The following is a 25,756-nucleotide window of genomic DNA, read 5'->3' as shown; positions in this document are numbered from 1 at the left end:
CCTGCAGCAGACCCGTGATCTCTGCTTCCAGCGCCTTCAACTCGGCGTCGATCTCTTCGAGCGGTCTCGGTGGCACGTATTTGTAGAAGTAGCGGTTGAAGTTGATTTCATACCCGACACGCCCGACGCCGCCATCCTGCGCATCGGTGTATGTCTCATCCACCCAGGCATCGGGGACGAAGGGCAGAACCTCGCGTTGCACATAGGCGCGCCAGTCCTCGTTCAGCGGCACCAGTTCGTGATCGCGCAGATCGGTGTCGGGTTCGGGGGTGCCGTCCTTGTCGGTGCAGACCTCTGCATCTTCGTCGCGTTCCGACAGCGCGGACAGGATCGCCTTCTTGACCGGCGCACCGATCTTGGCGCCTGCACGACGGAGAGCGGCTGAGAGCGCCTTGTCGAAGGCATCGCGGTTCATCCATCGCTGACCGGCGGGCAGATGCACAAGCAGCGCCTCCATGACATCGCGTCGCTCGCCCTCGTCTAGACGTTCAAACGGTTTCGCCTCGCGCAGCGCCTCCAACCCCTCCTTTGTCACGGCGAAGGCGAGTTTCAGCGGGCGTTCGACGCGGATCTCGCGATACCCGAAGTCGGTCGTGGCGAAGATTTTCGACACGTCCTCCCACCCTTCGTTCCCGTTCAGCATGTCATGGTAGATGCGGGCGATCTGATCGCATGCCTCGGGCGGGATTTCGCGGCGCTTGGACCCGAGCGACTTGCGCATCGATTTCCAGAACCTCTCGCCGCTGGCGTCGATCAACTGCACCTTGCCGCGTCGGGCGGTGTCCTTGCGGTTGGTGAGCAACCAGACATAGGTCTGAATGCCGGTGTTGTAGAAGAGGTCGGTCGGCAGCGCGATGATCGCCTCGACCCAGTCGTTCTCCAGCATCCAGCGGCGGATCTCGCTTTCGCCCGACCCGGCACCGCCGGTGAACAGGGGCGATCCGTTCATGACGATGCCGATGCGCGACCCCTGCTCGTCGTTGCGCATCTTCGAGATCATGTGCTGCAGGAACAGCAACTGCCCGTCAGAGATGCGGGGCAAACCCGCGCCGAAGCGCCCGTTCTTGCCCTGCGTGTCCGCCTCGTCTTTGATCGCATCGGCGTATTTCTTCCAGTCCACACCGTAGGGCGGGTTCGACAGCATGTAATGGAACCGCCGCTTGCGATGTGCGTCCTGCGTCAGAGTGTTACCATATGCGATGTTCTCGGGATCGTGCCCGGTCACCAGCATGTCCGACTTGCATATTGCATAGGACTCGGGATTCAGCTCCTGGCCGTAGAGTTCGACGCGAATGCGCGGATTCAGCGCCTTCATCTCCATCTCTGCAAGCGACAGCATACCGCCGGTGCCAGCGGCCGGATCATAGACCTGCCGGATCACGCCCGAGCCGGTCAGCGCTTCGCGGTCATTGACCAACAGCAGCGAGACGATCAGACGGATCACCTCGCGCGGGGTGTAATGTTCACCGGCGGTTTCGTTCGAAATCTCCGAAAAACGACGGATCAACTCTTCGAACAGGTAGCCCATCTCCAGGTTCGAAATCACCTCGGGGTGCAGGTCGATCTGCGTGAACTGATCAAAAACGCGGAACAGAAGACCAGCATCATTCAGACGCTTCAACTGGTCGGTGAACAGGAACTTGTCGAGGAAGATGTCACGGACGTTGGGCGAGAACTTGGTGATATACTCGAGCAGGTTCTTGTGGATGTCCTTTGGATCCTGGCCTTTCAAGCTAGCAAAGGTGAGGCGCGACAGGTTGTAAAGGCGGATGTCCTGCCCCACCGCACCGGCGAGCAAAGTGTCGCGCGCTTCGTCGTCTAAATCGTCGGACAGTGTCGCGGCCATCGCCAGAACGGCGGGTTTGGATGCCTCAAGAATGCAGTCAAGACGCCTAAGCACCACGAAGGGCAGGATGACCTTACCGTATTCCGATTGCTTGAAATCACCCCGCAAGGTCTCGGCGATCGACCAGACAAAGGAACTCAGTGACTTGATATCGCTGCTCATCTACCGCGCCTTGCCTATTGGTTTTTCTTGTATCTGCAGCACTTTGCGCGACGAGGACGCAAGCGTCAAGGAAGTGGGCTGGCGCAACGCGCGGCATCCTATCAGTTTAGAAAACGCGGTCTAGTCGCGGCGCTGGACACATCGCGCAGCAGCCCACCCAAGCGTCATGTCCCAGAATAGCGCTGTGGTTCTTCGTTCCCTGATCTGCTCGGTGATGCACCTCTCAAACTCTACCGCCACCTGCAGCAGAGAGCGTATTCACGCCATTACGCAATCACGCGTTTACGCTTTTGAGGTATTCCGCAAGTGCGTGCTCCAGAATATCCTGATGCGTCTGGTCCGTCGTCGCCGCATGGATCCGAAGACGGCGATATGTTTCGCCATCGAGCGCAAGCGTGAGACGTTTCTCACCCTCCCGCTTCTTCGGCGTTGGCTTCGTCTCGACGACGGCAGGTTCCGCTCCACGCTGAGGAATGCCGGTATCTACCGGACGGCTCTCCGTGTTCAGCAGCCCTTCAAGGGTTACAGCCTTCTTAGCCATGCAAAATGCCCTTCACATAGGTCCAGACGGCAGTGATCTCTGCTGACGCCCTGTCATCAGAGGTCTCAGTAACCCCCTGCCCTGTCGCCCCGGTTTCGGCATAGCTGACGCGCTGAGCGATGTTGACCGGCGCTACGCGACCATGCTGCGCCAGGACGCGCGCGGCTTCGTCAGTGATCTTTGCCCTCGGTGTCTGAGAGAGTGCGAACGCGAACGGCACCCGCGCGCGGTTCACAGCCGCGATGGTTGCCCCTACAGCACGCAAGTCATCGGGTGATGGTCTGACCGGGATCAACACCAGGTCTGCTGCCGCCAGAGCCCCTGCGAGCCACTCAGGAGCCGCAGGAGGCGTGTCTATGACGCAAAGGTCGAACTGCGCCTGTGCAGCCGTCAGCGTCGTCCTGAGCGCCTCCGGTGCGGGATCTCGCTCCAGCATGGCAGGCATGTCTGCTTCACGGCTCTCCCACCACGCCCTGAGCGATCCCTGGGGATCAAGATCAAGACACAGCACGCGACCGCCGTCCTGGGACGCGGCGACTGCGATATTGCGAGCGAGCGTGGTTTTACCTGCTCCACCCTTCTGAGCGGCAACGACGATGGTTTTCATGGGGCCATCTTAGCGCAAATCCGCAGAGTCGCAACATCGCACTCACGCGGTTGCGCCGAGTCGTATTTACGCAAATACGCAATGAAGCAGCTGTGAGGCTGTCAGTGTGCGACGGCGCTTTGGCAGATAGAGAGGTAGATGGGTTGCCTGACAGCAGAGGGTGCAATCGCTGCTAGGAGTTCTACCCCGAACCATACAGAAGACATGACACGTCTTACGGAAAATCGCATTTACGGATTTACGCATCACGCTCTGGCGCTATATAAAGACTCTACCGACGTAGAGTCTTTATACGATCAGCAGATCAGACTGCTTTGGAGACCCAATGCACTTCGTCACATACCTCCGGGTCAGCACGGACCGACAAGGAAGAAGTGGTCTCGGGCTGGAAGCGCAGCGCAAGGCTGTCTCGGACCATGTCATGGGCAAGGGGCAGATCGTCGCCGAGTTCGTCGAGATCGAAAGTGGCAAGAAGAACGATCGCCCTCAGCTCATCCGCGCGCTTGCCGAAGCCAAGCGGGTCGGGGCAGTCTTGCTCATCGCCAAGCTTGATCGCCTGGCGCGGAACGTCGCCTTCATTGCCAACCTACTGGAATCCGGGGTCGAGATCGCCGCTGCCGACATGCCGGAAGCGAACCGCTTTCTGCTGCACGTCATGGCAGCGGTAGCCGAGCACGAGGCGCGCATGATCTCGGACCGCACGCGCGCAGCGCTCGCAGCAGCCAAGGAGCGCGGTGTCGCACTGGGGTGGTCAATACCAGGCAGGGCAGGGGAGCAGCGCCAGGCGGCCCTCAGAGGCGCTGCAATCAACGCTCGGAAGGCGGATCAACACGCTGAGAACATCCTGCCCGTCATTCGGGATCTTGCTGCACGAGGTGACTCGCTAAGAGCCATCGCATCCGAGCTGAACACACGCGAGATCCGAACCGCGCGCGGTGGACGCTGGCACCCTGCCACGGTCAGAAATCTGATTCTACGCAAGCGCATGGATACGTAAATACGCGCCAAAAATCTGAGCGGGGCGGTTCTTGTCGCACCTCGATAAGATCACTACGACGGGGAGTAATGGATCGCACAGGTCTATCAAGATGATCGACTGCAGGCGGTAGCATATGGAGGTGGAGACGATGATCGACGAAGACGAACCGAATATCGTCACCTCCGGCAAGAGCCAGCGTGTCATCGTCGATGGCTTCCCGTTCTCCATCGAGATCTATCGCCTCGAAACTGACAAGACCTGGACGCTAGAAGTCGTTGACCACGAGGGCACCAGCCATGTCTGGGACGATCAGTTCCTGTCTGACAAGGATGCGCGGAACGAAGCCCTGAAAGCCATCGAGGAAGATGGCGCCCTTGCGTTCATGCGCGGTGACAATGTGATCCCGTTCAAGCGCCCTGAGTAGATACGCGGTTCCGCATCTACGTAATTACGGACGACCTCGGCGCTCGAACCACTTCCGGCAGAAGCCGAGGAACGCCATCTCCGGGTTTTTTGGCGCCTCCGTCATCCAGGAGCGCCATTCCTGTTCGATCATGCGAACATCCCAGCCGGGCGCTGCTTCTCGCGCCATCTCGTATACCTCGGCATCAAGAGGCGGAATGGCTATGGGTGCGCCTATGACGACCTCAGCTCCGACAGTGCCCCGGCTACGGACAACAAGCTGATCCTTGTCGATCTCGAAGCGGATCTCATAATCGGGCATGTGCCCATACTGCTCGTCTTCTTCTGCGATAGCAGTGACGAGCCGCCGGAACTCACGAAGTGACGAGCCGGACCCGCACTTCTTCTGCAAGAGATCAAGGCTGACGCGCCATTCCTTCTGACGACCGCAATGCTTTCGCGCCAATTCGTAGATCCGGCGCTCCAACGGCTTGCGAAGGCGGAAATACTCGCGGCTCAATGTCAGGACTTCATGCGCGCGGATGGCGTTGAAGACCCAGTCCGAGAGCTTGATCTCCACTTCCTGCATCCGGCCATCGCGGGTCTCGCGCACGATCCTGGCGCGTTCGATCAGCCCGAAGGTCTCGAAGATCTCTTGTCCCCCGGTGGTGATGTTGGTCGAGATCCGTGTTCCCGCCAACCGCTCCATGGCAGCCTTCAGCAGGTCATAGCCTCGGCCTGTGATCATGCGGTTGGTTGCTTTCAGGAGGTCTGACGCCTGAAACCGGACGACCTGCTGCGGTTCCTTGCCCTCGTTCATCCCCTTGATGAGCTGGCTGATGCAGTAGATCAGCACGTCACGGTCATGGACGGTAGCAAGTCCGTCTGACGACGGCTTCACCTCGATAGTGATGCCGTTGTGCTCATACTTTCGCGGTCGGGTGTCGGGCTTGGTCGACAGCGAAAAGATCGGGTGCTCCATGGCTCCGACATCAGCCTTCGGAGCGGCATCGAAGATGTCACAGACGAAGAAATCCCCTTGGGGATGCCGATCTGGAAGCAGGGGATAATCACTCGCCATCAGATGCCTTCGACACTTTACACACACCTATGGTTACAACGACACTTCACCCACGGTAAAGTCCGAAACGACACTTCACCCACACCAGACCGAGGAACGACACTTTACACACGCCGAATCACCACTTTACACACGCCGAATCACCACTTTACACACGGGGGGGGTCTGTAAGGGACTGATTCCAAAAGAGGAATCGAGATTTTTTTCGCCTTAACACTATATTTAACACATACTTAACACCCAGAGCCTGTGGATAACTCTCGGTCAAGTAGCGCTGACTGATAGCATTGCGCTGGTTGGGAGCCTAATGGTATACACGAAGATGTATACAAGGGGTGGTCAAGATGATCGAGACGAAGATCCGCAAGGTTGGCAACTCGGCCGTCATGACACTGACAACCGAGATGCTGACGATTCTCGACGCCAAGGAAGGCGACACGCTGTTCGTGGTCCGCACAGACGATGGTGGTCTGAAGCTGATGACTGAAGACCCTGCACTGAAACAGGCGCTGGCAGCGGCGGAAATCGTCATGGACGAGAACCGTGACCTGCTTCAGGCGTTGGCATGAGCCAGTGGACCTGGGTTCCGTTTGCGGCGCTGACGGTGATCCATGACAGGCAGATTGCCAGGCACGGAGGCGCGCCTGGCACAAGGGATATTGCACTGCTAGAAATGGGCTGTGCGCGCGCGATGAACCTCGTCGCCTATGCCGATCCCGATGTCTTCGAGATCGCGGCAGCTTATGCCTTCGGGATCAGTAAGGCACATGCCTTTGTAGACGGCAACAAGCGGACAGCCTTCGTCGCAGCATTTACCTTCCTGCGGCTCAACGGGCACCCACTACGTCCCGAACCGCTGGCTGGTGTGAGGATGATGGAAAACCTCGCATCGGGCAACGTGACCGAGAAAGACTTCGCCGAATGGCTGAGAACATTGGAAGCTCCCGATCCGCGATGAAGTGGGGCATGTTTCGATGCCTCATCAGCCGCCCCCTATTGGGAACCGGCTGACCTTTCCTGCGCCAACGCCTCATCCCGCGTCGAGCAGCTCACGCAGCGCGCAGACGCGCTTCGGGGTAATCTTCGGATCGCTGCCGCAGGAGATGACGCGGATGAACTCGATCCACGCCTGCTCGTTCACTGTCAGCTGGTCCCACGGTCCCGCCGGGGCCGTGGGAATGGTGAAGAGGGTGTCGTCCATGTCGCGCTCTCTCATCTGCCCTGGTCCCACGGTCCCACTGGTCCCGGCCTGATCTGTCCTTGCATGATCATTTTCCGAAGATCGCTCGCAGCGCTGTGCGTGACCGCGCGGTCAATCTGGGATCGCTGTTGTCAGACGCCTCGCGCAGCTCAGTCAGCCAGCCGCGCTCGTTCTCGGTCGCCGGAGTGCCGAAGATCTCGGTGATCGCCTTCGCCGCTGTCGCACCGACCGCCTGGTCGAGCGCAAGCCGCATCAGATAGGCCGGGTCGACCTCCAGCGCCTTCGCCAGCGAGGGCACGCGGTCGAGGGGCACCTTGTTCTTGCCCGACTTCAACATCGACAGCATGTTGGCGTTGGCAAAGCCTGCCTCGCTGGCGATCTCGGCCTGGGTCTTGCGGTGCGACAGATCACGGACGCGATCAGCGATCAGATGGGCGGTCGCGGTGTTCTGGAAGGGGTTCGTCATGGTGCTTCTTTCATGTGGTTGTTCACATGACTTACCTACCGTGACACGACCGAGCGGTCGGGTGGGACTATTGTTCTGGTCGTTGGGAGCTGAGACGAGGTCGAAGTCCTAGAAAAAATGCGCGGTCGCGATGGGGGTGCTTCGGGTGCCAGCCGGTCGGGGGCGCCTGAACCCTCCGGGTTAGCTACCGAGACCTGTGGAGATCTTGCGCCCGCTCGGTCAAGAGCAGGCGCAAGATGTCAGGGCTATTGCATGATCGTGCTGGTGCGCCAGATCACTCAGCAGGTTCCGTATCGACCGTTTCCAGATCGACCGAGAGCGCCAGGGCCTCGGCTTTACCCTCGAACTCCAGCGAGATCGACTTGGTCGCACGGGCTCCCAGCGATTTCAGCGCCTCGACCTGCGACAGGACGTTGCCGCGACCGCGCGACAGCTGCCCGATAGCGCTCTCGTAGGCACCCTGGGCCGTCTCGATCCCCTTGCCGACCTTTTCCATGTTGGTGACGAAGCTTGTCACCTTGTCGTAGAGCAGCCCTGCGCGCTTGGCGATGTTCTCCGCGTTCTGATTGCGCCGCTCGACCGCCCAGACATGAGACACCGTGCGCATCGCCATCATCAGCGTGGTCGGTGTGGCGATGGTGATGTGGCGTTCCAGCGCGTATTCGGTCAGCTTGCCATCCTCGCGCAAGGCTTCGGACAGCGCGCCCTCGATCGGGACGAACATGATCACATAGTCAACCGACTGCCCTTCGGCCAGCTGGTAGGACTTTGCCGACAGCCCGTTGATATGGGCCCGCATCGCCGCGACATGGCGCTTGCGCGACAGGATCGCCTCGGCCTCGTCCTCGGCGTTCACCGCTGCCGCGTAGTCGTTCAGCGAGACCTTCGAGTCGATGACCAGCGACTTGCCGCCAGGGATCATCACGACCACATCGGGGCGCAGCCTCTCGCCGTCGCTGCCGGTGCGATGCGCCTGGGTCAGATATTCCTCGCCCTGGCGCAGGCCGGAGCGTTCCAGGATGCTTTCCAGGATCATCTCGCCCCAGGCACCTTGCTGCTGGTGATCGCCTTTGAGAGCGCGCGTCAGTGCCAGCGCCTCTTGCGAGATTGCCTCGGACCGACGGGTCAGCTGGGCGATTTCGGTCTTGAGCCGCTCGCGATCCTTGACCGTTTCCTGATGGACCTCGCGCAACTCCTTCTCGAAATGGCCGACATGCTCTTTCAGCGGGGTCAGGGTCGCCTCCAGCCGTTCGACATTGGCCTTGCTGAACGCCTCTCCTTGCGTCTTCAGCGCCTCGTCAGCCAACTGGCGGAAGCGCTCCTGCATGTCGTCGCGGATTTTCGTCAGCAAGGCGATCTTGTCGTCTGCCGCGACGCGCTCGGCCTCGATCTGCGTTTCCAGCGCCGAGATCCGCGCCTTCAGCACCTGCTGCGCCTGTTGTTCAGCCTCGACCCGTTTGCGCAGCTCGATGATGACCTCGGCGGCCTTCTGGCCGTCTGCCCGGCGTTCGGCGATCGCCTGCGCATCGGCCTGGGTCTGGGTCGTCATCCGCGCCACATCAGCGGAGAGTTCCTTCTGCCGCTGATGTTCGACCTCGATGCGAGTTTGGAAAGTTGCAATGTCGCTGGTTAGCCGCCCGATGGTGGCATCGCGCTCCGCAATCAGCGCGGTGTCGGCCTGTTGTCGCGCCTGCAGGCCGGAGATCAGCGATCCCAGCTCGCGCATCTGCGCCTGATCGGTCTCGATCCTGGCGCGCAGTGTTGAAACTTCGGTCGACAGGCGGTCGGTTTCCGCCTTGCGTTCCGAAACCAGGGCTTCTGCCCGGTCGGCGCGGCTCGCCACCTCGGTCAGTCGCGCTTCCTTGGCAGCCAGGCTGGTCGAGAGCCGCGCGAGTTCGCCTGCGTTGCCGGTGCTCCGCATTCTCAGCAGGACGAACAGCAGCAGCACAAGGACAAGCAGGCCAACGCCGACCATGGCAAGCTCGACGGGGTTCTGTGCGGCGAGCCAGGCGAGAAAGTTCTGTGGGCTGTCGGTATCCATATGATCCTGCTCAAAATCTGCATCTTGGTTCGCGCAGTGGGGCAGTCATATCCGGCAATTTCAAGCCAGGATTGTGGCCGTCATCAGTGCTCGTCATGCCTGGCGCAGCCAAGGCGCCACGCAGTCGCTTCAGACCTCCGATCCTAGGCACCACCCACCTGATGCTGTCGCGCTTTTGTCGCGCAATCGGTGCAAGCGCGACTTGGCAGAGTTTGGCGTCTGAACCAAAAGTGCGGCGATGGCGTCGAAACGATACGCGTTTTGGCTGTTCTGCCAAATCTCTTGTCCATAACCGCGCTAGCTGCTAGTTTTGGCGAGTGAACCAAAAGAATGCTGCTCCATGAAGATCCAGACCACCACCGACCTCGGCGGTTTCATCCGCGACCGGCGCGAGGGGCTGGGGATCAAGCAGGGCGATCTTGCGAGTATCGCCGGGGTCGATCAGGGCAACCTGTCCAAGATCGAGCGGGGCACCGCCAAGGCGACGCTGGACACCTATCTGCGCCTGTGCAGCGCATTGGGCATCGACCTGATGGCGGAACCTCGGGCATGAGGATGGATGTCTGGATCGAGGGACGCGACAGCCCCGTGGGCCTTCTGTCGCGCGCCGACGACAAGGGGCTGAGCTTCGTCTATGCTGATGGGGTCGCGCCAGAGCACCGGCTGTCGCTGTCGCTTCCCCTTCGGACGGAAGCCTATTCCGACGCGGAGTGTCGCGGCTATTTCGCCAACCTGCTGTTTGAAGGTCCGCAGCTGGAGCGTATCCTCGACAGCTATCAGCTAGAGCGGGGCGATGTTGGCGCCTTGCTCTGGCACCTTGGCGCAGACGCGCCAGGTGCGATCTCGGTGACACCAGAGGGATCAGGTCCAGGCAAGACGCCAGGGGTCTTTCCGCAGGACTACACGCTGCTGACCGAGGACCGGCTGACCGAGATCCTGCTGTCGCTGCACCTGCACAAGCGCTTGCCGGACGATACGCGCGATCCGTCGCCCGTCGCAGGTGTGCAGGGCAAGATCGCCGTTGTCGCACAGGGCGCGCGCTTCTACTTGCCAAAATCGGGTTCGCGGGCGCCGACGACGCATATCCTCAAGGTCTCGCCGGTCGATGATGCGCAGATCACCCGCAGCGAGGTCGCGCTGCTGAAGATCGCAGAAACCTGCGGGATCGCGGTCGCCGCCTGCCAACCCCTGGAATTCGACCTGCAGGGTCGACAGTTCCATGCGCTCCTCTCGACCCGGTTCGATCGGACGGTCCAGTCCTCGGACGGGGTTGGCGTGATTACTCGTGTCCATGCCGAGGACTTCTGTCAGGCGCTCGGACTGCCGCCGACGCTGAAGTATGAACGGGGCAGCGTGAACCCCGACCGCCGCTTCTCGGTTGCTGCGGTGCACCGGATAGGCGCACAGGCATCAGTGCCGACGCTGTTCCAGCGCGATTTCCTACAGCACACGCTGTTCAACCTGCTGGTCGGCAACTCCGACAACCACGGCAAGAACGGCTCCGTGATCCACCGGGACGGTGGGACAAGCCTGGCGCCGCTTTACGACGTGGTTCCGGTCTTCATGGACCGGACTGTCACCCACCAGCTTGCGTTCTGGCATGGAGCAGCGGAATTCGCCGAGGACGTCACGCAGGACAATCTGCGCAGGCTGCTCGTCGACCTCGGCTTTGCAAAGCCGCCGCTTGCACGCATCATCAAGCAGGTCGCAGCGCTGGCGCAGACAATTGCCAAGGCTGCACCCGGTCTCGCGACCAAGGATCTGGCAGACGCGCTGCACGCACAAGCCAAAGTCATCGAAGCCGCCTTGGGAACCGATTTCGCTCTTCCACCACGCGACTACTACGACAGGATAAACAGGGATGATCGGGCGACGAACGTGGGTGGATGGGGTGGTTTCAGCTGAAAGAACTGTCTCGTGATGTTCATTCGCTTGGCGCTGCGAGGGTTCACTATCGAATGCTTGTGACGAGAATACTCAGCTGGCAGCCGCTGCCGGAACCAAGCATAACAGCGGTTCGTCTGTCGGCTCCATAATCTGACGCATATATGCCGTGCCGCTCATTCCTTCTCGTCGCAATGTTTCAGCGATACTGATCTGTCCCGCCAGCGCCAGAACGCCGCCCTTTATACCATCACGCAAAACCCGTGACTGCTCAAGCGCGATTATTCGCAACTCGCGCGCCTTAGTTGTATCCCGCTCACTTCGGCTAACTAGTCGGCTAAGGGTGTCGGGACTGAGCACACGCATCATGCCTATCTGGCGGTCTATTTCCCCTCGTCCGATCTGTTCGGCGACCTTAAGGTCATTTCCTGAAATCAGGGCTTGCATCGAGGAATCCTGACAAAGCCGGATCGCCGCAGCAAGGGTCCAGAGGCGATCAAGCCTTTCCAAAGAGATAGATTTCAATTCAGTGAAATCACACTCGCGCAGGAAGTGGGCCTCGATTCGACGTGCAGCGCGCGACAACGACAATTGTAGTTGTTCTGCAACACGTTGAGGATCACGGCGCGATACCAGTGTTTCCACATTCTGCAGATCCGCACCTAATTCGGCGAAAACTCCTTTCAATTCATCGTTGCGTCGCTCATTCGTTACCTGAGCGATCTCGTTCGAAAGTGATTCGAGGCGCTTCTCTATCGCGTTCAGTTTTGCAATGGTTGCTGCGAAACCTGCAACCGAGATGCCGATTCCAAGTCCAGAAAGCGCCAATGTCCCATACTGAAGGTTTTGCATGAGCACCATGCTGTTCTGAAGTTCAGATATGCCATGCTTGATCTGTTCGTTTTGAATGAGGGAGGCAATACCCAGTGGTGAAAACGGTGAACTGCTCGAACCAAGACCAACCACATTGTAGAGCATCTGCTGAAACCCAGAGGTTTGCTGCATGTGGGCAAGGACCTGCTTCGTCGCCTTGTCCTTGATCATCGCCCCGACTATTTCTGCGCGATCGCTGGCAACGGCCTCCGCAAAACGAAGAGGGACGTCATATAGAAGAGGCATTAATGACCTTTCGACAACTTGTTTTCACCGGCCTTCAGAACAGCCGCTTGCAGGACGTTAATAAGGCAGCGCGCGTCTGGAGGGAGACCGTAGCCGAATACTGCGGTCTGAGCGATAGCGGCAACCCTCCTCACAAGATGTGCGCGGGTCTTGCTGCCCGCATGACCCAAAGTCTTCATTCCTGCAAGCGAGAGACCAGTCAAAACCGCTCCACCAGTCAGCAATAGCGGCAAGCTAATCCAAGAGGTGGTGATGAAGAAGAATGATGTGCTGGTAAGCGTCGCGAAAGAAACTACTGCAGGCAGGGCGGCGACTGACGCCGCGATCGCACTAATACCAGCAAGTGCTGGCAAAGCAGCACCAAGATGATCGCTGGCTTTGTCATTGGCATGCATGTCGCGCACTATGTCGGAAAGACTTTCTTCGGCACGAGCTAGAGCGATCCTGGCCTGGTTGTCCGCCCAAGGTGCGATTACCTCTGTCGCAAGGCTATTGGGATTGGCGTGGAACCATGCAACCTTACCGATGGACAGTCTCTCGACATGTTCTTCGATCGAGTTGATCAGCGATGGAAAAGCGTCCTCAAGCTGCTGGGTAATTGCTTCAAGCTGGACGTCCCGCCATTCGAGAAGGTCGAGCTGGGTCTCGATCATTGCGAGATCAAAGGACATTTCGGCGCTTTCAGTTTGCTTCGCTTCACTTTGGTCAGGGGTCTCGGACTTTGCAATACAGATTCTTCCCATCCCAGCCGACGATCAGCCTTCGCGTGTCTATGAACCAGCATGACCCATCCAACCGGAGACGACCCATGCTGACCCAGAAGCGCCTGCGCGAAATCCTGTCCTATGACCCTGTCACCGGCATCTTCACCTTCGCCAAGGGCAAGCGGAAGGGCAGGATCGCAGGCACCGCACATGACCCTCGCGGCTTTCTCAAGGTCCAGATCGACAACGAGCGCCACCTACTGCACCGCCTCGGCTGGCTCTGGATGACCGGCACGATGCCTCGCTGGTCTGTCGAGCATATCAACGGCGACCGTAGCGACAACCGATGGTCCAACCTGCGCGAAGGCAACCGTCCGCAGAAGACGGGCTACTGCGCGCCTTGGCCTGAACCGACCAGCACACCGGGCGTCTGGTTGGTCGGAGAGCGCTTCGAGGCGATGGTCGAGGTGGATGGGGTGATGATGAACCTCGGTGCGTTCGAGACGCAGGAAGCCGCAGCTACCGCCATCGCAAGGGTCCATCAGCGGGCGCGTGAGAGGTTGGCACAACAGCGCAGAGCAGCCTGACAAAGTTGACATCGGGTGCCAAAGCGCAACTTTTTCTGTCCACAGGTCAACTTTCCGACCCCTCCGAAGGCGTCAAATGTCAACTTTCCGGTGGTTTCGTGGACAGATCAGCCCCTGTGGGGAGCCTGAAAGTTGACAGGCGCAACCTAAAAACCCCTTGTTTCATTGAGTTTTTGAGCCGAAAGTTGACAGAACTTTACGTTTTCGAGCCAGAAAACAGATTTTTCGCGCAACCAGCCCCGATCATCGCCTGCGACGACGATCACGACCGGGATCGAAATTCGCGCCCTACCGATCGTCCATGTCAGCGACAGAGGTCACCAGCGCCATCATCAGGACGATGACGAACACGATCCGTCAGGTAGACCGAGATAGGCACCAGACGCGCAGCTGACAGCCGTGACGCGGATCCGGCGATGAATATCGCCTTGTTAGACAGGGAGATCCCGGAAGCTCAGATCCCCACCAGACGACGATACGGACCTGGACCTGCTTCACGCTTCCGGTCCGCACGCAGGGGGCGCTCACTAGCAACGCTTCCAGTCTGACAGCACCTCACCCACTACCCGACACGAGTATGCACCTCAGCGGTCGCCCCAGCCAGTCTGGCGACGATGCCTGTGGTCAGGGTGACAATGAAGACGACCTGGCTGCGGTGAGGACGGTGTTCGACCGGATCGAAGGGTCGGAGGATGGGCTTGGCGCCCGCTGTTCTGTTTGGGCACTTGACGATTTCTGCCGTCCTCCATCTCGGCAGAAACGACTGCAGCACAGGGAAAGCGCTTTCCGTCGTTGTGTTTGTATTGTATAGAAATGAATACAAACACAACGACTATCCCTAACCACACAACACACCATGAACATCACGACCATACCCACCACAGCCATCGCCTACACCCGCGTCTCCTCAGAGAAGCAGCGCAAGAACGGGCAAAGCCTGGAAGAACAGCGCCTCGCCATCGAGACATATGCCCACCACAGCCATCTCCGTATCGTGGATTGGTTCGAGGATGTGGCATCAGCAGGCGGTTCGCGCAGTATTTCCCGGCGACCAGCCTTTCAGGCAGCTGTGGAGAAGGCTGAGAAGCTCGGTGTGCCGATTGTCGTTGCCAGCTTTGACCGGCTGTCGCGGGATCTGAAGAGCTTTATCGACCTCGTGCGCCATCGGGATCTTGTGTTCCTCTCTGCCGAAGAGGGCTCTTATCTGACCCCTGCCAACCTCGAAGCAAGGATCGCCCGCGCCGAGGCCAACAACATGCGTCGCAGCCAGAGCGCCAAGGATGAATACGCTCAACGGCGTGCGCTTGGTCTTTCTGCGCGCAATCCCGATCTCGATGGTGCGCGCAAGAAGTCTGCCGATGTTCGTAGTGCCAAGGCACAGGCCAAGGCTGACCATCTTGCGAAAATCCTCCGGTCCGATCCTTCCCTTGCCGATCTGTCACTTCAGAAGCTCTCTGATCGTTTGAACGAGCTCGGACACCATGATCTCGAAGGCCGTGCCTGGACCAAGGCTTCGGTCCACAGCGCGCTTACCCGCCTGAAGCAGGCACCCGAGGGCGAGACACCAGAGCCAGCCTTGTCCGATCAGGATACCGCCGAGCTGAAGAAGAACCCCATCTTCGGCATGTTCTGATCAAGTCAGCTTCGCTTGCCATCCCCGGTGGTGCGGTTGCGCTACCGGGCGACAACCTTGCAGACGCTGAAAGCCTCGGCAGCTCATCGACGGCCTCTCGTTGTCGTCAAGAGCTTCCGGCGGTATGACCGACCCAGACAAGGGGGCCACGCATGGTGCTCGATCTTTCCCCGCTCGACCGAGCCGCTTCCCAGCTCCAGACCTTCTACGCGATGTCGATGCAGCCGCAGGAACAGCCTGTGATGTCCGAAGCGCTGCGCATGGCGGCGATCCAGGCGTTTGGGTGTTCCTACGATCTCAGCGTCAAGATGCTCCGCCGGTTCCTTGAAATGACCGAGCCGAACCCGACCGCCCTCGAGGACGCGACCTTCCAGGGGCTGATCCGGCTTGGCTCTGAACGGGGTCTGCTGAAATCCGATCTGCCGGTCTGGATGGAGTTCCGGCGTCAGCGTGGCACGACCAGCCACGCCTATGACGAGGCAAAGGCAGCTCAGGTCCATGCCGGTATCCCCGCCTTCCTCGCAGAAGCGCAGTTCCTGCTCGCAGAGCTGCATCGTCGAAACACCGACCTATGATCGCCGTGCTCGACATCGCACCCGAGCACCTGGCGCAGGTCCGGGCGATCCTCTCTGTCCACCTACCTTCGGATGTTCAGGTGCTGGTCTTCGGTTCCCGTGCGCGGGGCGGTGCCAAGCGCTTTTCGGATCTGGACCTGGCGCTGAAAGGTGTAGAGCCTCTCGATCCTGCGCTTCTGGGCGCCCTCGCCGATGCCTTCAAGACAAGCACGCTGCCCTGGCGCGTCGATCTGGTCGATTACCATCTCCTGACGCCCGAATTCCTCGGTGCCATTCGTGCGGATCTGATACCGCTGGACGCTGGATCACGCTGACCACCCCCGGTCGTCGCAGTGTTCCGGTTGATCCAGGGCACGTCCCTGGTCACGCCTGCGACGTCCTGGTGCGCGTTGTCTCGGCGCGGCTGAGCCAGAACCGGGGAACGGCAGCAGTCCGGGACCGACCGATGAACAATGCGTCAAAGACCCCGATCGGTCGCGTTCGGTTGCATTTCCTGCCTGAGGGCTTAGGTTTGACTAGGTGGCACAAGGCTGTGCCTGTTCCCCGGCAAGACAGGCGTGGTCCATGTGCTCTTTTTCCAACCTATCAGCGGTCTTTCCGCTGCTGATCGGTCTCATGGCAAACAATGTCTGAGGGTTGCCTGATCGCGTGACGCGAACGGCAACCCGGAATCCCGCATGAGCCTCTGACAGCCCCGCATTCGGCGTGGGCGTTTCCTCTGCACATGGAACCAGACATGAACTTGTGGACCACTTTGGCCCGCGCCGAGACGGCGTCGGGTGACGATATCCTCTTGCGACAACGAGGTGATCTTTTCGAGATCCGCTATAACGGCATCGAGCTGATGTCGAATCTCAACCACCAGTCCGAGGACCAGCTGGCGCTGCGCGCCATGCGGCGAATGGATTTCAGCGCCCGACGCATCCTGATCGGGGGACTTGGTCTTGGCTATACCTTGCGCGCCGTCCTGGACCTGGCCCTGCCGGATGCCGAGGTCACGGTCTGTGAACTGATCCCGCAGGTTGCGGACTGGAACAGAGGACCACTGGCGCATCTTGCCGGGAAACCGCTGGACGATCCCCGTGCGCGTCTGGTGATTGGTGATGTGCAGGCGCATCTGGCGCAGGCGTGTGGTGCCTATGACTTGATCCTGCTGGATACCGACAACGGTCCGGATTTCGTCGTGCGTCCGGAGAATACGGGGATCTACCAAAGCGGTGGGCTGACCTCGGTCGCACGCGCACTGACACCGGACGGTCTGGTAGCCTTCTGGTCGGCCACCGCATCGCCGGAGTTCGAGCGCACCCTTGCATCCTACCCATGGGCATGGCTGCGCGAGGATATCGCACTGGTTCCTGGGCGGGTCGATGCGATGCACCACATCTACAGCTGCAGCCGAAACGCAGTCCTGCTCGGTCAGCGCCTCGCAGCCTGACGATCAGGCGCGCGGTCTTTCAGCGCGATGCCGCGCGCCTGAAACGCAATCCTTCCTTGCCGCTTCACCCTGTCATGGCAACGCCAAGCCGGGATGGTCGCGCACCCGCCTAGGGAAGTCTCCTGTCTCCGGGTCAATTTTCCCCTATGCCTGCGGGGTTTACAGGCGCAGGGTGCAGTTAGCGCGACTGGATCGCGCCAATAGCAAGGGAGAGGGACATGGACTTCACTTCGCTTATTGCCCAGGTCGTCGGTGGCGCTGTCGGCGGCACGGCTGGTGGCAAGGTCGTCAAGGGATCGGATCTCGGTCAGATCGGCAACCTGATCGCCGGGGCTGTCGGTGGTGTCGGCGGTGGCAGCATCCTCGGTTCACTGGTCGGTGGCGGCGCTGCCGCTGCGGGTGGTGGTCTCGACATCGCCAGCCTTGCCGGTCAGCTCGTCGGTGGTGGCGTCGGTGGTATCATCGTTCAGGTCGTTGTCGGGCTGGTGGTGAACAAGTTCCTGAAGAAGTAGACGGCACCTGCCTGACGAAGCTGACAGGCATGTTGGACCTGTCAGCTTTGCATTGGCTGTGTGTCGGCCTGCTGATGTGATGAAACCGGCGACGACGGTCACTATGCGCGCTTAGGATCCACGGGATCGCCAAAGGCTGGCTTCTGGTGCTTTCCTGTGGTCGGGTAGCAGAAAGCCGCGATGGCCGCCAGCGACGCGCTACGGCGATCTATGTGCCTTTGCTGGTCGCGACAGGAAAACGGGGAACAGCATGACCTTGGGGTCGATCGTCGATGCATGAAACCGAGCAGCAAGGTCGGGTGAGTTCGTGCTGGCCGCTGCGATTCGTGTGATCCGACAACACGAAACCCGGCCATGATCGAGATTTTCGCGCCGGATCGCAAAAATTCAAGAAGAAAATACAAATATATCAATGTCTTATGCGGCGTAAATTTCCTGAAGTTTGCCGTGCGACAAGTGCTTGCAATGTGTTTACTAGTAGGTTTGCCCAGCACGAATCAGTGTTGCGTCGTCGCCTATCGTCTCAACACATCCCGTCGCGGAGCGGCTTATGAAAATCCAGATACGAAACCGATCGCCCTGACGCTGAACGCTTTCCGTCCTTGAACGCGGCGCATCACTGACCCAACCGGATCGAGTTCTCTCGACACGGCTTGAATCATGCGCGCTCAGCACGGGTCGGTCGCCTTGCCCCGCAACCTCGCAACCAAGCTCACCCCCAACGCGGTCCAAGTGACCGCGAACAGACCAGCCATGCCGATTTCCGGCACCAACCAGGAGAAGACCATGAACGCTTACACCAACATTTCCTCTGCGACCGATGACGAAATCTCGCTCGAAGATCTCCCCCTGCCCACGCAGCATGTCGAGAACGATGCGTCGGTCGAAGAGGCCACCGCGACCGAGATGTCCATGCCGGTCGAGCCGACATCTGCGGACCCTGACGCTGTGACAGAACCGGATCAGCCGGTCGAGGCGATCACGCCCACAGAAACCAGTGACGCGCCTGATGTTGAAGAGCAGTCCTCGGTGGTCCCGGTGGCCCCAACGATCCCATCTCAGACAATGACGCCAGCTGCTCAGTCGATGCCCGACGGCTATGCGCTGTTTGCAGACGGCGTCTACGCCTTGCCAGACGACGAAACCGATGCGCCCGTCTTCGTCTGCACCCCGTTGCGCGTCGATGCCACCTTCGCGGACAGCAGCGGTCGCGGCTGGGGCCGGTTGGTCAGCGTGAAATCCGCTGATGACCGCTGGCACGAAATCCCGATCACCAATGCTGACCTCCAAGGCAAGCCCGCTGTCGTCCTCGCGCGACTGGTTGACCACGGTCTCGATCTCGCGCCCGGCAAGAAGTCCAAGGATCTCCTGCTTGATCTGCTGAAAGCGTGGAAGCCTGACCAGCACCTGTTGACCGTCAGCCGGATGGGCTGGTCTGACGAGACGCATACGTCGTTCGTTCTTGGTTCCAGGCTGGTTGGTTCCGCGCAGGTGCTGCCGCTCGCCCCTGCCACCGGCATCGGTGCAGGTCTGGTCGAAACCGGCGAGGTCGGTGCGTGGCGAGCGAACATCGCAACCAGGTGCTCCGGCAACCCGCTGATGATCGTCGCGGTGTCGCTGGCCTTCTCTGGTCCGCTCCTCGCCCGGCTCGGTGTGCATGGTGGTGGTCTGCATTTCCGTGGTGCCTCCTCCTCCGGCAAGACGACGCTCCTGAACATCGCCGCTTCGGTGTGGGGTGATCGGCGGCTGATCACGCCTTGGCGCGCGACGTCGAACGGTCTCGAAGCGATCGCCAGCACGATGAACGACATGCTGCTGCCGCTCGACGAGATCGCCGAGATCCAGCCGCGCGTCCTGCACGAAGCGATCTACATGCTCGCCAACGGCACCGGAAAGGCCCGGATGACCAAAGAAGTCACGCTTGCAGACCAGGCGCGCTGGCGGCTCGCACTGATCTCCTCCGGCGAGATCAGCATCGAAGAGAAGCTGAAAGAGGCCAGGCTTGATGCGATGGCAGGTCATGAGATGCGTCTGATCGACATCGAAGCCGACAGCCGCACCTATGGTGCTTTCGACAACCTGCACGGTGTCGCAAATGCCGCCGCCTTCGCCGACGCCATGCAGCGGTTTGCGCGCAAGTATCATGGTGCCGCCGGTCGCGCCTATGTCGAGCGTCTGATCTCCAACAAGGCGCAGCTCACTGAAGACAAACTGCAAGGTTGGGTTCGCACGCTTGTGTCGCAGTGGACCTCCAAGATCCCTGCGCAGGTTGATGGCCAGACCAGCCGTGCTGCCATGCGTTTCGCGGTGATCGGTCTGGCTGGTAAGATCGCGACTGTGCTTGGTCTCACCGGCTGGACACGAGACGAAGCTGTTGATGCTGCGGAACTGATGTTCCTCGACTGGTATGATCGCCGCTACGGTGCCAAGCGTGATGCCGCCGACGCTTTCGTGAGCACGTTGCAGCAGTTCCTGTCGACGAAGCTGACGAGCCTGCCCAAGGTTGATGACGCAGCTGTCGCAGGTGTCGATCCGATCGGCTGGTGCGACGCCTCGCGCGTCTATCTGCCCCAGATGACCTGGTCGCAGCTGTTTCCAGGTGCGGACGGTCAAAAAGCCGCCACCGCGCTGCGCGACATGCAGATGCTGGTGTCCGGCGAGGACGGGCGCCTCACGCGCAAGGCACCTCGTGCAATTCCCGGTCGTCCGCGTCTTTATACCGTGATCATCGACCGCGTGACCGTCTACAAGGTTGCCTGATCATGATCAGGCGGGGCCGGTCCCACCGGCCCCGCTGGTCCCATGGTCCAATCTAATCCATCGAAACGTAGAGCTCTCACAGGCTGTCTGGCACTGCCGGATGCCCTTGGCCAGGTCGGTTCACCAAAGCTAAATCTGCGCCTGACGCTGAGCTCGCTTAAAGAAGTGACGGGTCGCCTGCTCTCGCGCGCCCTTGTCAGTCATGACGATATTCCGCATCTCGTTGTCCTGCTGGAACATCTTGATCATGCCTTGAAAGAAGGCGCGCGAGAACGCGCCGTAGACCACGTCAGCCGGATTATTGCGGATCATTTCCGTCATATCGTCGTCCATGATATCGCGGGTCACGCGCTCAAAGCGAAGAAAGTCCTCGCGGGAGAATTGCGTGCCGTGGCGCTCGTTGAACGAATTGATGATCTCGGACAGCGACCTTTCTTCTTCCTCAGTGTAGGCGTTCGCTCCGAACTCGGTGATCGGTTGCAGGGTTGCAGTCTGACCCGGTGACAGTGACGCGCTGCCCTCTTCGTCTTTCTGCAACTTGAAGGCGGACAGATCCAGCATGTCGTCCGTGATCGTAATGTCGGCAGGCACGTCACGGGACGGCAGCAGGCGCGACAACCACGATGTGTAGACATAGAGCTTTTCCAACCACGCATCGTTGAGAGATACCACCTGTGCCACGAAGGCGTAGAACCGCTGGAAACTCTTCAGGAGCTGGCGGAACTCTTCTTGTTGTGCCTCGTCTTCATCCAGTTCGAAGCGCCCCACCGCGAGGCGGACCGTGCCTTCCAACTTGAGACGATCTTGCGTCGTCAGATCACCCTTGAAGAGCTGCTCAGCAAACCGCTCGACCTCGTCCTTGTGGATGTAGGTCGCGTTCGAGATGCGTTGTTCGAGGTCGTAGATCTGGTTCAGGTCGGTGCGTTCTTCCAGCGCGGTTGCTTCGAAGAAGGGCGCAAACGCCTCTTTCACCTCCTCCATGGTGTTCTGGAAGTCGAGGACGAAGGTGCGGGTCTTGCCGGGATATGTCCGGTTCAACCTGGCGAGCGTCTGCACCGCCTGCAACCCGGCGAGTTTCTTGTCCACATACATCGCGACGAGTTTCGGTTGATCGAACCCGGTCTGGTATTTCTCGGCGACGACGAGGATCTGGTATTCGTCGGTGTCAAACTTTTTCGGCAGTTCGGTCTCGGCGAACCGGTTGGCGGTCGCTTCGGTCCAGACATTTCCATCGATGGTCAGATCGCCTGAGAATGCCACCAGCGCCTTGAGATCGCTGTATTCCTTTTCAGCGATGTAATCATTGAGGCGTTGCCAGTAGCGCAGGGCATGTTCGCGACTCTGGGTCACGATCATCGCCTTCGCACTGCCTTCGAGCTCCTTGGCAACGTGTCGGTGGAAATGTTCGACGATCACCTCGACCTTCTGATCGATGGCGGTCGGATGCAGTGAGGCATAGCGGGCGACACGCGCCTGTGCCTTGCGTCCCTTGAAGGCAGGGTCGTCCTCGATGGTCTTTTCGAGTTGATAGTATGCCTTGTAGGTCATGTAGTTCTGGAGCACGTCCAGAATGAAGCCTTCCTCGATTGCCTGACGCATCGAATAGAGGTGGAACGGGTGTGGTTTGCCGTCTGATCCGATGCGCCCGAAGCGTTCCAGCGTCACGGTGCGCGGTGTCGCAGTAAAGGCGAGGAACGAGATGTTCTCCTGCGGTCCACGCGCCTTCTGGAACGCGAGAACCATGTCTTCGATGTCTTCGGAACTCGTCTCATCGCGGGTCAGCGCGTCGGTCAACCCTTGCGCCGCCTTGCCGGACTGGGACGAATGCGCCTCGTCGATGATCACGGCGAAGGTCTTGCCGCCCTGACCCGAGATCGCCTTCAGATGTTCGGTGCCGAACTTCTGGATCGTCGTGATGATGATCCGCGCGCCTTTCAGGATCGCGTCTTTCAGATCGCGTGACGTTCCGTCGATCTTCTTCACCACGCCCTCGGTCTGGGCGAACCCGCTGATGGTCTGTTGCAACTGACGGTCCAGCACCAAGCGATCGGTCACGATGATCGCGGTGTCGAAGAGCGGTTTGTCGTCCTCGTCATGCAGGTTGATGATCTGGTGGGCGGTCCAGGCGATGGTGTTCGACTTGCCCGACCCCGCGCTGTGCTGGATCAGATAGTTCTGCCCTGCGCCGTTGGAGCGCGCGTCCGACAGCAGTTTGCGCACGGCGTCGAACTGCTGGAACCGCGGAAAGATCAGCGCCTCTTTGCCGCCCGAGCGTTCGAGGTGGATGAACCGCCCGATCAGGTCGAGCAGCACCTCGCGCGAGAACACCGCCTTTTCGCCGGGCAGATCCTTGTAGAGATAGGCGACCCGGTTCTCGCCCGGCACATCGGGGTTTCCGGCACCGCCCTCGCGTCCCCGGTTGAAGGGCAGGAACCGCGTCTTGCCGTTCATCAGGCGCGTGGTCATCGACACGTTGTCCTGATCCACCGCGAAATGGACGATGGCACCGCGTTTGAAGGTCAGCAGTGGTTCGCCGGCAGGGGAGCGGTCTTGGCGATACTGCTTCTCGGCGTGCTTGACGTTCTGCCCGGTCAGCAGGTTCTTCACTTCCAGCGTCGCGACGGGGATGCCGTTGACGAAGGTCACCAGATCGATGGCGTTCTTGGTCTTCGCCGAATAGGTCACCTGCCGCATCACGGACAGGATGTTCGCCTCGTAAAGGCGGGTGAGGTCGGGGTTCAGGTTCGAGGCGGGTTTGAAGAAACACAGCGCGAAGCGGATGTTCGGCACCAGTTTGATGCCCTCGCGCAGCACGGCATGAGTCGGGTTCTGCTTCAACGCCTGGTCGAGGCGTTTCAGAACCTCTGCCTCTGCCTGCGCGCTGTAATGGTCTTCCAGCGTCTGCCACGCCTCGGGTTGCGTGTCCTTCAGAAAGCGGAACAGCAACGAAGGATCGAGGGCGAGGGCAACGTCATAGTGGGACGGGCAGTTGCGCTCGATGTATCCCTGATCAGCGGTCAGGCAGGCGACGATATGCGCCTCGAAGACCTTCTCTCGGTGAATGTCGGCGGTGGTGAGCGTGTTGGTCATGGCAGGTTCAAGCACCATCGCAATTTTCGAACGAATACTTTCCAACAATGAGATCTGGTCGCACGCTTTCAGAAACGGTTTGAAGCATTGCTGCGATCCTCTCACCTTGCTTGTCAGATTCGACCCAAACTCCCAGAATGCGATCACAAGGAATGCGTGCTTTCACAAGCACCTCTGCTTGGGCGTCGGTTGGAACCCAATCAGGCGTCCCATCTTGACCCCGCTTCGAAACATTGACCCATGTGCCATCCTCAAGTTTCGGGATCCAGCAGTCGTCAAACATCGCACGAAACGCGTAGGCAGTAGATAGATTTCGTTGGGTATTCTTGACCCGGCTTGAAGAAGCGTTTCCATCGCAGAATAGACAAGGTTTTTCCCAAAGCACAGCGGGATCGATCACAAGCATGACCCAGTTCTCACGGGGATTGTTGCGCAGGCATTTCCTGAACATAGGCGCCTGATATCGAGTTACAGTCAAACAAATAGCATCTTCATGACCGTCACCTCTATACGAGTCGTTGACAAATGCCATTATGTCATCTCGCTCTTCGAGCTCATCTCGGGGCAAGAGACCATGTTCCAGGATGCTGGGAAGATTTCTCTCCATCGTGAAATGCAGCAGATGTTGAATGCCACGACCCAACACGATCTTGCGTATTTGATCAGGTCTTCTCACGCTCTACGAACTCTACAAAGAGATATCCTCTATCAAAATGCTTCACGCGCCCATCTCCTCTTGAATGGCGTCGAGGCGGCGGTCGGGGGTGCCGGATTTGGCGTAGGTCGCGACCTCGATCTGACCCGTGACAGCGGCGGTGATCAGGGCGGAGCGGTATTCTTTGAGGCGGTCGATTGATGTGTTTGTTTTCTCGGTCACAGTCTTTGTGTGCATACTGACCGCTTCGAGATAGTCCGCGATCCGTTTCTGTTCCTCGATTGGCGGAACCTTGAGAAATAACTGAGTGAATGCGCGGTTCGGCAGATGCGTTTGGTTGAAACCATCGTTGTAGCGCAACAGCTGAAAGTTCCGGTCTAACTGATAGTAGAAGAACCGTGGATCGCCCTCCATCACGGTGATCGCACATACACGCTGATTGATCGCATACAGATCATCTTGATCGACAAGGAACGCTCTTGCCAGCGCGCGCCCATTCGGCAGGTCGCTCATAACCATCGCAATGTCATTCACCTTGCCGGGGGTCAGGTTCTTCGTGCAGCGTCGGAATTTTTCACCACTCGTCGATACGAAGCGGGCAGTGACGCAGATGTATTCTCCGTCATCTTCGATGAAGGGTTCATGCGCCTTGCCTTGAACGAAGCGGCAGATCGTAGACAAACGCTGTTCGGTCCAGTGTGCGGCAAGATCATCCGCAGCGGGCACTCTGCTAGGTTTCTTTGGGACACTTGAATCCATACCCCACGAGACGCATTGCCGGATGGTTTCGGCGTTCTTCTCCCCCAGCAACGCCACCAACCGCTGCTTTTTCTCGATCAGCAGGTCTATTCTTGCGGTCTCACGGTCCAGAAAGTCGGCAATCTGGCGTTGGGTCGCGAGGTCAGGGAGAGGTGCTCTGACTCTTTTCAGGTTTGTAGTTGAAATGCTTGCTTGATTGATCGCCGGTTTCGCAAACTGGCGAACCTGATGCCTTACAAAGTCAGACTTGAGGCACCACGCCAGAAACGTTGGGTGCACACTTGAACTTGGTCGTAGTCGCAACAGGTTCATGCCCACATAAAGCGGAAGAACCTCTCTGGTCACCGGTGCTGAGTTGCCGATCACTGACATACTATTGATGTGAGAGAATAGAAGATCGCCTTCCCTCAGCGCGAACTGCTGCACGTTTTCCGTGCCGCTTACAAATCCAACTTTGTCAAGATCAACGGAACCCGTCGAGATTGTTTCAATGCGGGTTACTCGAAATGCCGTATCGTCTGCATCGATTTGAGTAGCGGTGGTTCCATTAGTTGTTTTCTCAATATGACGACGCAACGGGACGATTTCGTAAATATTGTGTGCGTTAGTCACTCGACCACCTCCTGCAGCAGACCCGTGATCTCTGCTTCCAGCGCCTTCAACTCGGCGTCGATCTCTTCGAGCGGTCTCGGTGGCACGTATTTGTAGAAGTAGCGG

General features: G+C 59.3%; 26 protein-coding genes. 14 read left to right on the top strand and 12 right to left on the bottom strand.

Annotated features, from left to right (window positions below; all coding sequences use genetic code 11):
* From BW970_RS19350 to BW970_RS19340, 3 genes are all read right to left on the bottom strand, one after another.
* Positions 1–2,008, bottom strand: a 2,008-nt coding sequence (locus BW970_RS19350; protein WP_076534464.1) for a type I restriction-modification system subunit M, incomplete at its 3' end; no start/stop codon positions are given.
* A gap of 274 nt (positions 2,009–2,282) precedes the next feature.
* On the bottom strand, positions 2,283–2,549 hold the full coding sequence (locus tag BW970_RS19345) for a CopG family transcriptional regulator (protein WP_076534462.1): 267 nt from the start codon (positions 2,547–2,549) through the stop codon (positions 2,283–2,285).
* Complete coding sequence (locus BW970_RS19340) at positions 2,542–3,156, bottom strand: ParA family protein (RefSeq protein WP_076534460.1); 615 nt, start codon at positions 3,154–3,156, stop codon at positions 2,542–2,544. Before BW970_RS19340 ends, BW970_RS19345 begins: the two co-directional genes overlap by 8 nt.
* A gap of 325 nt (positions 3,157–3,481) precedes the next feature.
* Here BW970_RS19340 and BW970_RS19335 point away from each other — a divergent pair, with 325 nt between their 5' ends.
* Both BW970_RS19335 and BW970_RS19330 read left to right on the top strand, forming a co-directional pair.
* On the top strand, positions 3,482–4,153 hold the full coding sequence (locus BW970_RS19335; protein ID WP_076534458.1) for a recombinase family protein: 672 nt from the start codon (positions 3,482–3,484) through the stop codon (positions 4,151–4,153).
* Positions 4,154–4,268: 115 nt separating this feature from the next.
* Positions 4,269–4,559, top strand: coding sequence for a hypothetical protein (locus BW970_RS19330; protein ID WP_229740560.1), 291 nt, complete (start codon positions 4,269–4,271; stop codon positions 4,557–4,559).
* 24 nt (positions 4,560–4,583) lie between these two features.
* Here BW970_RS19330 and BW970_RS19325 read toward each other — a convergent pair whose 3' ends face one another.
* Complete coding sequence (locus BW970_RS19325; RefSeq protein WP_076534456.1) at positions 4,584–5,618, bottom strand: replication initiator protein A; 1,035 nt, start codon at positions 5,616–5,618, stop codon at positions 4,584–4,586.
* 344 nt (positions 5,619–5,962) lie between these two features.
* Here BW970_RS19325 and BW970_RS19320 point away from each other — a divergent pair, with 344 nt between their 5' ends.
* Positions 5,963–6,187, top strand: coding sequence for an AbrB/MazE/SpoVT family DNA-binding domain-containing protein (locus BW970_RS19320; protein WP_076534454.1), 225 nt, complete (start codon positions 5,963–5,965; stop codon positions 6,185–6,187).
* Positions 6,184–6,576, top strand: a complete 393-nt coding sequence (locus tag BW970_RS19315; protein ID WP_076534452.1) for a type II toxin-antitoxin system death-on-curing family toxin — start codon at positions 6,184–6,186, stop codon at positions 6,574–6,576. The genes BW970_RS19320 and BW970_RS19315 overlap by 4 nt, the downstream gene beginning before the upstream one ends.
* 72 nt (positions 6,577–6,648) lie before the next feature.
* On the opposite strand, the gene BW970_RS20835 is transcribed toward BW970_RS19315, so the two are convergent.
* From BW970_RS20835 to rmuC, 3 genes are all read right to left on the bottom strand, one after another.
* Complete coding sequence (locus tag BW970_RS20835; RefSeq protein WP_159441481.1) at positions 6,649–6,819, bottom strand: hypothetical protein; 171 nt, start codon at positions 6,817–6,819, stop codon at positions 6,649–6,651.
* 67 nt (positions 6,820–6,886) lie between these two features.
* Positions 6,887–7,285, bottom strand: coding sequence for a helix-turn-helix domain-containing protein (locus tag BW970_RS19305; RefSeq protein WP_076534448.1), 399 nt, complete (start codon positions 7,283–7,285; stop codon positions 6,887–6,889).
* A 274-nt stretch (positions 7,286–7,559) separates the two neighbouring features.
* On the bottom strand, positions 7,560–9,326 hold the full coding sequence (rmuC, locus tag BW970_RS19300; protein ID WP_229740561.1) for a DNA recombination protein RmuC: 1,767 nt from the start codon (positions 9,324–9,326) through the stop codon (positions 7,560–7,562).
* Between the two features lie 340 nt (positions 9,327–9,666).
* On the opposite strand from rmuC, the gene BW970_RS19295 reads away from it, so the two are divergent.
* Both BW970_RS19295 and BW970_RS19290 read left to right on the top strand, forming a co-directional pair.
* Positions 9,667–9,879: a helix-turn-helix domain-containing protein gene (locus BW970_RS19295; RefSeq protein ID WP_076534446.1), complete on the top strand. Its 213-nt coding sequence runs from the start codon at positions 9,667–9,669 to the stop codon at positions 9,877–9,879.
* A 2-nt stretch (positions 9,880–9,881) separates the two neighbouring features.
* Positions 9,882–11,231: a type II toxin-antitoxin system HipA family toxin gene (locus tag BW970_RS19290; RefSeq protein ID WP_083701391.1), complete on the top strand. Its 1,350-nt coding sequence runs from the start codon at positions 9,882–9,884 to the stop codon at positions 11,229–11,231.
* Positions 11,232–11,303: 72 nt separating this feature from the next.
* Here the strand turns inward: BW970_RS19290 and BW970_RS19285 are convergent, their stop codons facing one another.
* Together BW970_RS19285 and BW970_RS19280 are read right to left on the bottom strand one after the other, a co-directional pair.
* Positions 11,304–12,254 (bottom strand): hypothetical protein, encoded by a 951-nt coding sequence (locus tag BW970_RS19285; protein WP_144039031.1) that lies wholly within the window; start codon positions 12,252–12,254, stop codon positions 11,304–11,306.
* A gap of 74 nt (positions 12,255–12,328) precedes the next feature.
* Complete coding sequence (locus BW970_RS19280) at positions 12,329–12,982, bottom strand: hypothetical protein (RefSeq protein WP_144039030.1); 654 nt, start codon at positions 12,980–12,982, stop codon at positions 12,329–12,331.
* A gap of 155 nt (positions 12,983–13,137) precedes the next feature.
* On the opposite strand from BW970_RS19280, the gene BW970_RS19275 reads away from it, so the two are divergent.
* From BW970_RS19275 to BW970_RS19245, 8 genes are all read left to right on the top strand, one after another.
* Entirely contained in the window at positions 13,138–13,620 is a 483-nt protein-coding gene (locus tag BW970_RS19275) for an HNH endonuclease signature motif containing protein (protein WP_076534438.1), read from the top strand.
* Between the two features lie 856 nt (positions 13,621–14,476).
* Positions 14,477–15,253, top strand: a complete 777-nt coding sequence (locus BW970_RS19270) for a recombinase family protein (protein WP_076534436.1) — start codon at positions 14,477–14,479, stop codon at positions 15,251–15,253.
* A 152-nt stretch (positions 15,254–15,405) separates the two neighbouring features.
* Entirely contained in the window at positions 15,406–15,828 is a 423-nt protein-coding gene (locus BW970_RS19265) for an HI0074 family nucleotidyltransferase substrate-binding subunit (RefSeq protein WP_076534434.1), read from the top strand.
* Positions 15,825–16,142, top strand: a complete 318-nt coding sequence (locus BW970_RS19260) for a nucleotidyltransferase family protein (protein WP_200799317.1) — start codon at positions 15,825–15,827, stop codon at positions 16,140–16,142. Before BW970_RS19265 ends, BW970_RS19260 begins: the two co-directional genes overlap by 4 nt.
* Positions 16,143–16,564: 422 nt before the next feature.
* Positions 16,565–17,263, top strand: a complete 699-nt coding sequence (locus BW970_RS19255; RefSeq protein WP_076534432.1) for a spermidine synthase — start codon at positions 16,565–16,567, stop codon at positions 17,261–17,263.
* A gap of 218 nt (positions 17,264–17,481) precedes the next feature.
* A complete protein-coding gene (locus tag BW970_RS19250; RefSeq protein ID WP_076534430.1) occupies positions 17,482–17,775 on the top strand; it encodes a hypothetical protein in 294 nt (97 codons plus the stop codon).
* Positions 17,776–18,129: 354 nt separating this feature from the next.
* Entirely contained in the window at positions 18,130–18,381 is a 252-nt protein-coding gene (locus BW970_RS20650; protein WP_144039028.1) for a hypothetical protein, read from the top strand.
* Positions 18,382–18,561: 180 nt separating this feature from the next.
* The gene (locus BW970_RS19245) at positions 18,562–20,535 is read left to right on the top strand and encodes a DUF927 domain-containing protein (protein ID WP_159441480.1); all 1,974 of its coding nucleotides are present in this window, start codon (positions 18,562–18,564) and stop codon (positions 20,533–20,535) included.
* 129 nt (positions 20,536–20,664) lie between these two features.
* Here the strand turns inward: BW970_RS19245 and BW970_RS19240 are convergent, their stop codons facing one another.
* Genes BW970_RS19240 through BW970_RS19230 form a run of 3 tightly spaced genes read right to left on the bottom strand, consistent with a single transcriptional unit; the run spans position 20,665 to position 25,651 of the window.
* Complete coding sequence (locus tag BW970_RS19240) at positions 20,665–23,730, bottom strand: type I restriction endonuclease subunit R (protein ID WP_229740562.1); 3,066 nt, start codon at positions 23,728–23,730, stop codon at positions 20,665–20,667.
* Positions 23,633–24,301, bottom strand: coding sequence for a DarT ssDNA thymidine ADP-ribosyltransferase family protein (locus BW970_RS19235; RefSeq protein WP_144039027.1), 669 nt, complete (start codon positions 24,299–24,301; stop codon positions 23,633–23,635). Before BW970_RS19235 ends, BW970_RS19240 begins: the two co-directional genes overlap by 98 nt.
* Before the next feature lie 42 nt (positions 24,302–24,343).
* Positions 24,344–25,651, bottom strand: a complete 1,308-nt coding sequence (locus BW970_RS19230; RefSeq protein ID WP_076534424.1) for a restriction endonuclease subunit S — start codon at positions 25,649–25,651, stop codon at positions 24,344–24,346.
* Between the last annotated feature and the right edge of the window lie 105 nt (positions 25,652–25,756).

This window comes from Gemmobacter megaterium (assembly GCF_900156815.1).
GTDB lineage: Bacteria > Pseudomonadota > Alphaproteobacteria > Rhodobacterales > Rhodobacteraceae > Wagnerdoeblera > Wagnerdoeblera megaterium.
Note: the sequence above shows the minus strand (reverse complement) of the source record. Positions and strands in the feature narration are given on the sequence as shown.

Excerpts from the sequence above, each read along its gene's own strand:
- BW970_RS19345 (WP_076534462.1), bottom strand. The coding sequence starts at position 2,549 with ATGGCTAAGAAGGCTGTAACCCTTGAAGGGCTGCTGAACACGGAGAGC.
- BW970_RS19340 (WP_076534460.1), bottom strand. The coding sequence starts at position 3,156 with ATGAAAACCATCGTCGTTGCCGCTCAGAAGGGTGGAGCAGGTAAAACC.
- BW970_RS19335 (WP_076534458.1), top strand. The coding sequence starts at position 3,482 with ATGCACTTCGTCACATACCTCCGGGTCAGCACGGACCGACAAGGAAGA.
- BW970_RS19330 (WP_229740560.1), top strand. The coding sequence starts at position 4,269 with ATGGAGGTGGAGACGATGATCGACGAAGACGAACCGAATATCGTCACC.
- BW970_RS19325 (WP_076534456.1), bottom strand. The coding sequence starts at position 5,618 with ATGGCGAGTGATTATCCCCTGCTTCCAGATCGGCATCCCCAAGGGGAT.
- BW970_RS19320 (WP_076534454.1), top strand. The coding sequence starts at position 5,963 with ATGATCGAGACGAAGATCCGCAAGGTTGGCAACTCGGCCGTCATGACA.
- BW970_RS19315 (WP_076534452.1), top strand. The coding sequence starts at position 6,184 with ATGAGCCAGTGGACCTGGGTTCCGTTTGCGGCGCTGACGGTGATCCAT.
- BW970_RS20835 (WP_159441481.1), bottom strand. The coding sequence starts at position 6,819 with ATGGACGACACCCTCTTCACCATTCCCACGGCCCCGGCGGGACCGTGG.
- BW970_RS19305 (WP_076534448.1), bottom strand. The coding sequence starts at position 7,285 with ATGACGAACCCCTTCCAGAACACCGCGACCGCCCATCTGATCGCTGAT.
- rmuC (WP_229740561.1), bottom strand. The coding sequence starts at position 9,326 with ATGGATACCGACAGCCCACAGAACTTTCTCGCCTGGCTCGCCGCACAG.
- BW970_RS19295 (WP_076534446.1), top strand. The coding sequence starts at position 9,667 with ATGAAGATCCAGACCACCACCGACCTCGGCGGTTTCATCCGCGACCGG.
- BW970_RS19290 (WP_083701391.1), top strand. The coding sequence starts at position 9,882 with ATGGATGTCTGGATCGAGGGACGCGACAGCCCCGTGGGCCTTCTGTCG.
- BW970_RS19285 (WP_144039031.1), bottom strand. The coding sequence starts at position 12,254 with ATGATCAAGGACAAGGCGACGAAGCAGGTCCTTGCCCACATGCAGCAA.
- BW970_RS19280 (WP_144039030.1), bottom strand. The coding sequence starts at position 12,982 with ATGATCGAGACCCAGCTCGACCTTCTCGAATGGCGGGACGTCCAGCTT.
- BW970_RS19275 (WP_076534438.1), top strand. The coding sequence starts at position 13,138 with ATGCTGACCCAGAAGCGCCTGCGCGAAATCCTGTCCTATGACCCTGTC.
- BW970_RS19270 (WP_076534436.1), top strand. The coding sequence starts at position 14,477 with ATGAACATCACGACCATACCCACCACAGCCATCGCCTACACCCGCGTC.
- BW970_RS19265 (WP_076534434.1), top strand. The coding sequence starts at position 15,406 with ATGGTGCTCGATCTTTCCCCGCTCGACCGAGCCGCTTCCCAGCTCCAG.
- BW970_RS19260 (WP_200799317.1), top strand. The coding sequence starts at position 15,825 with ATGATCGCCGTGCTCGACATCGCACCCGAGCACCTGGCGCAGGTCCGG.
- BW970_RS19255 (WP_076534432.1), top strand. The coding sequence starts at position 16,565 with ATGAACTTGTGGACCACTTTGGCCCGCGCCGAGACGGCGTCGGGTGAC.
- BW970_RS19250 (WP_076534430.1), top strand. The coding sequence starts at position 17,482 with ATGGACTTCACTTCGCTTATTGCCCAGGTCGTCGGTGGCGCTGTCGGC.
- BW970_RS20650 (WP_144039028.1), top strand. The coding sequence starts at position 18,130 with ATGATCGAGATTTTCGCGCCGGATCGCAAAAATTCAAGAAGAAAATAC.
- BW970_RS19245 (WP_159441480.1), top strand. The coding sequence starts at position 18,562 with ATGAACGCTTACACCAACATTTCCTCTGCGACCGATGACGAAATCTCG.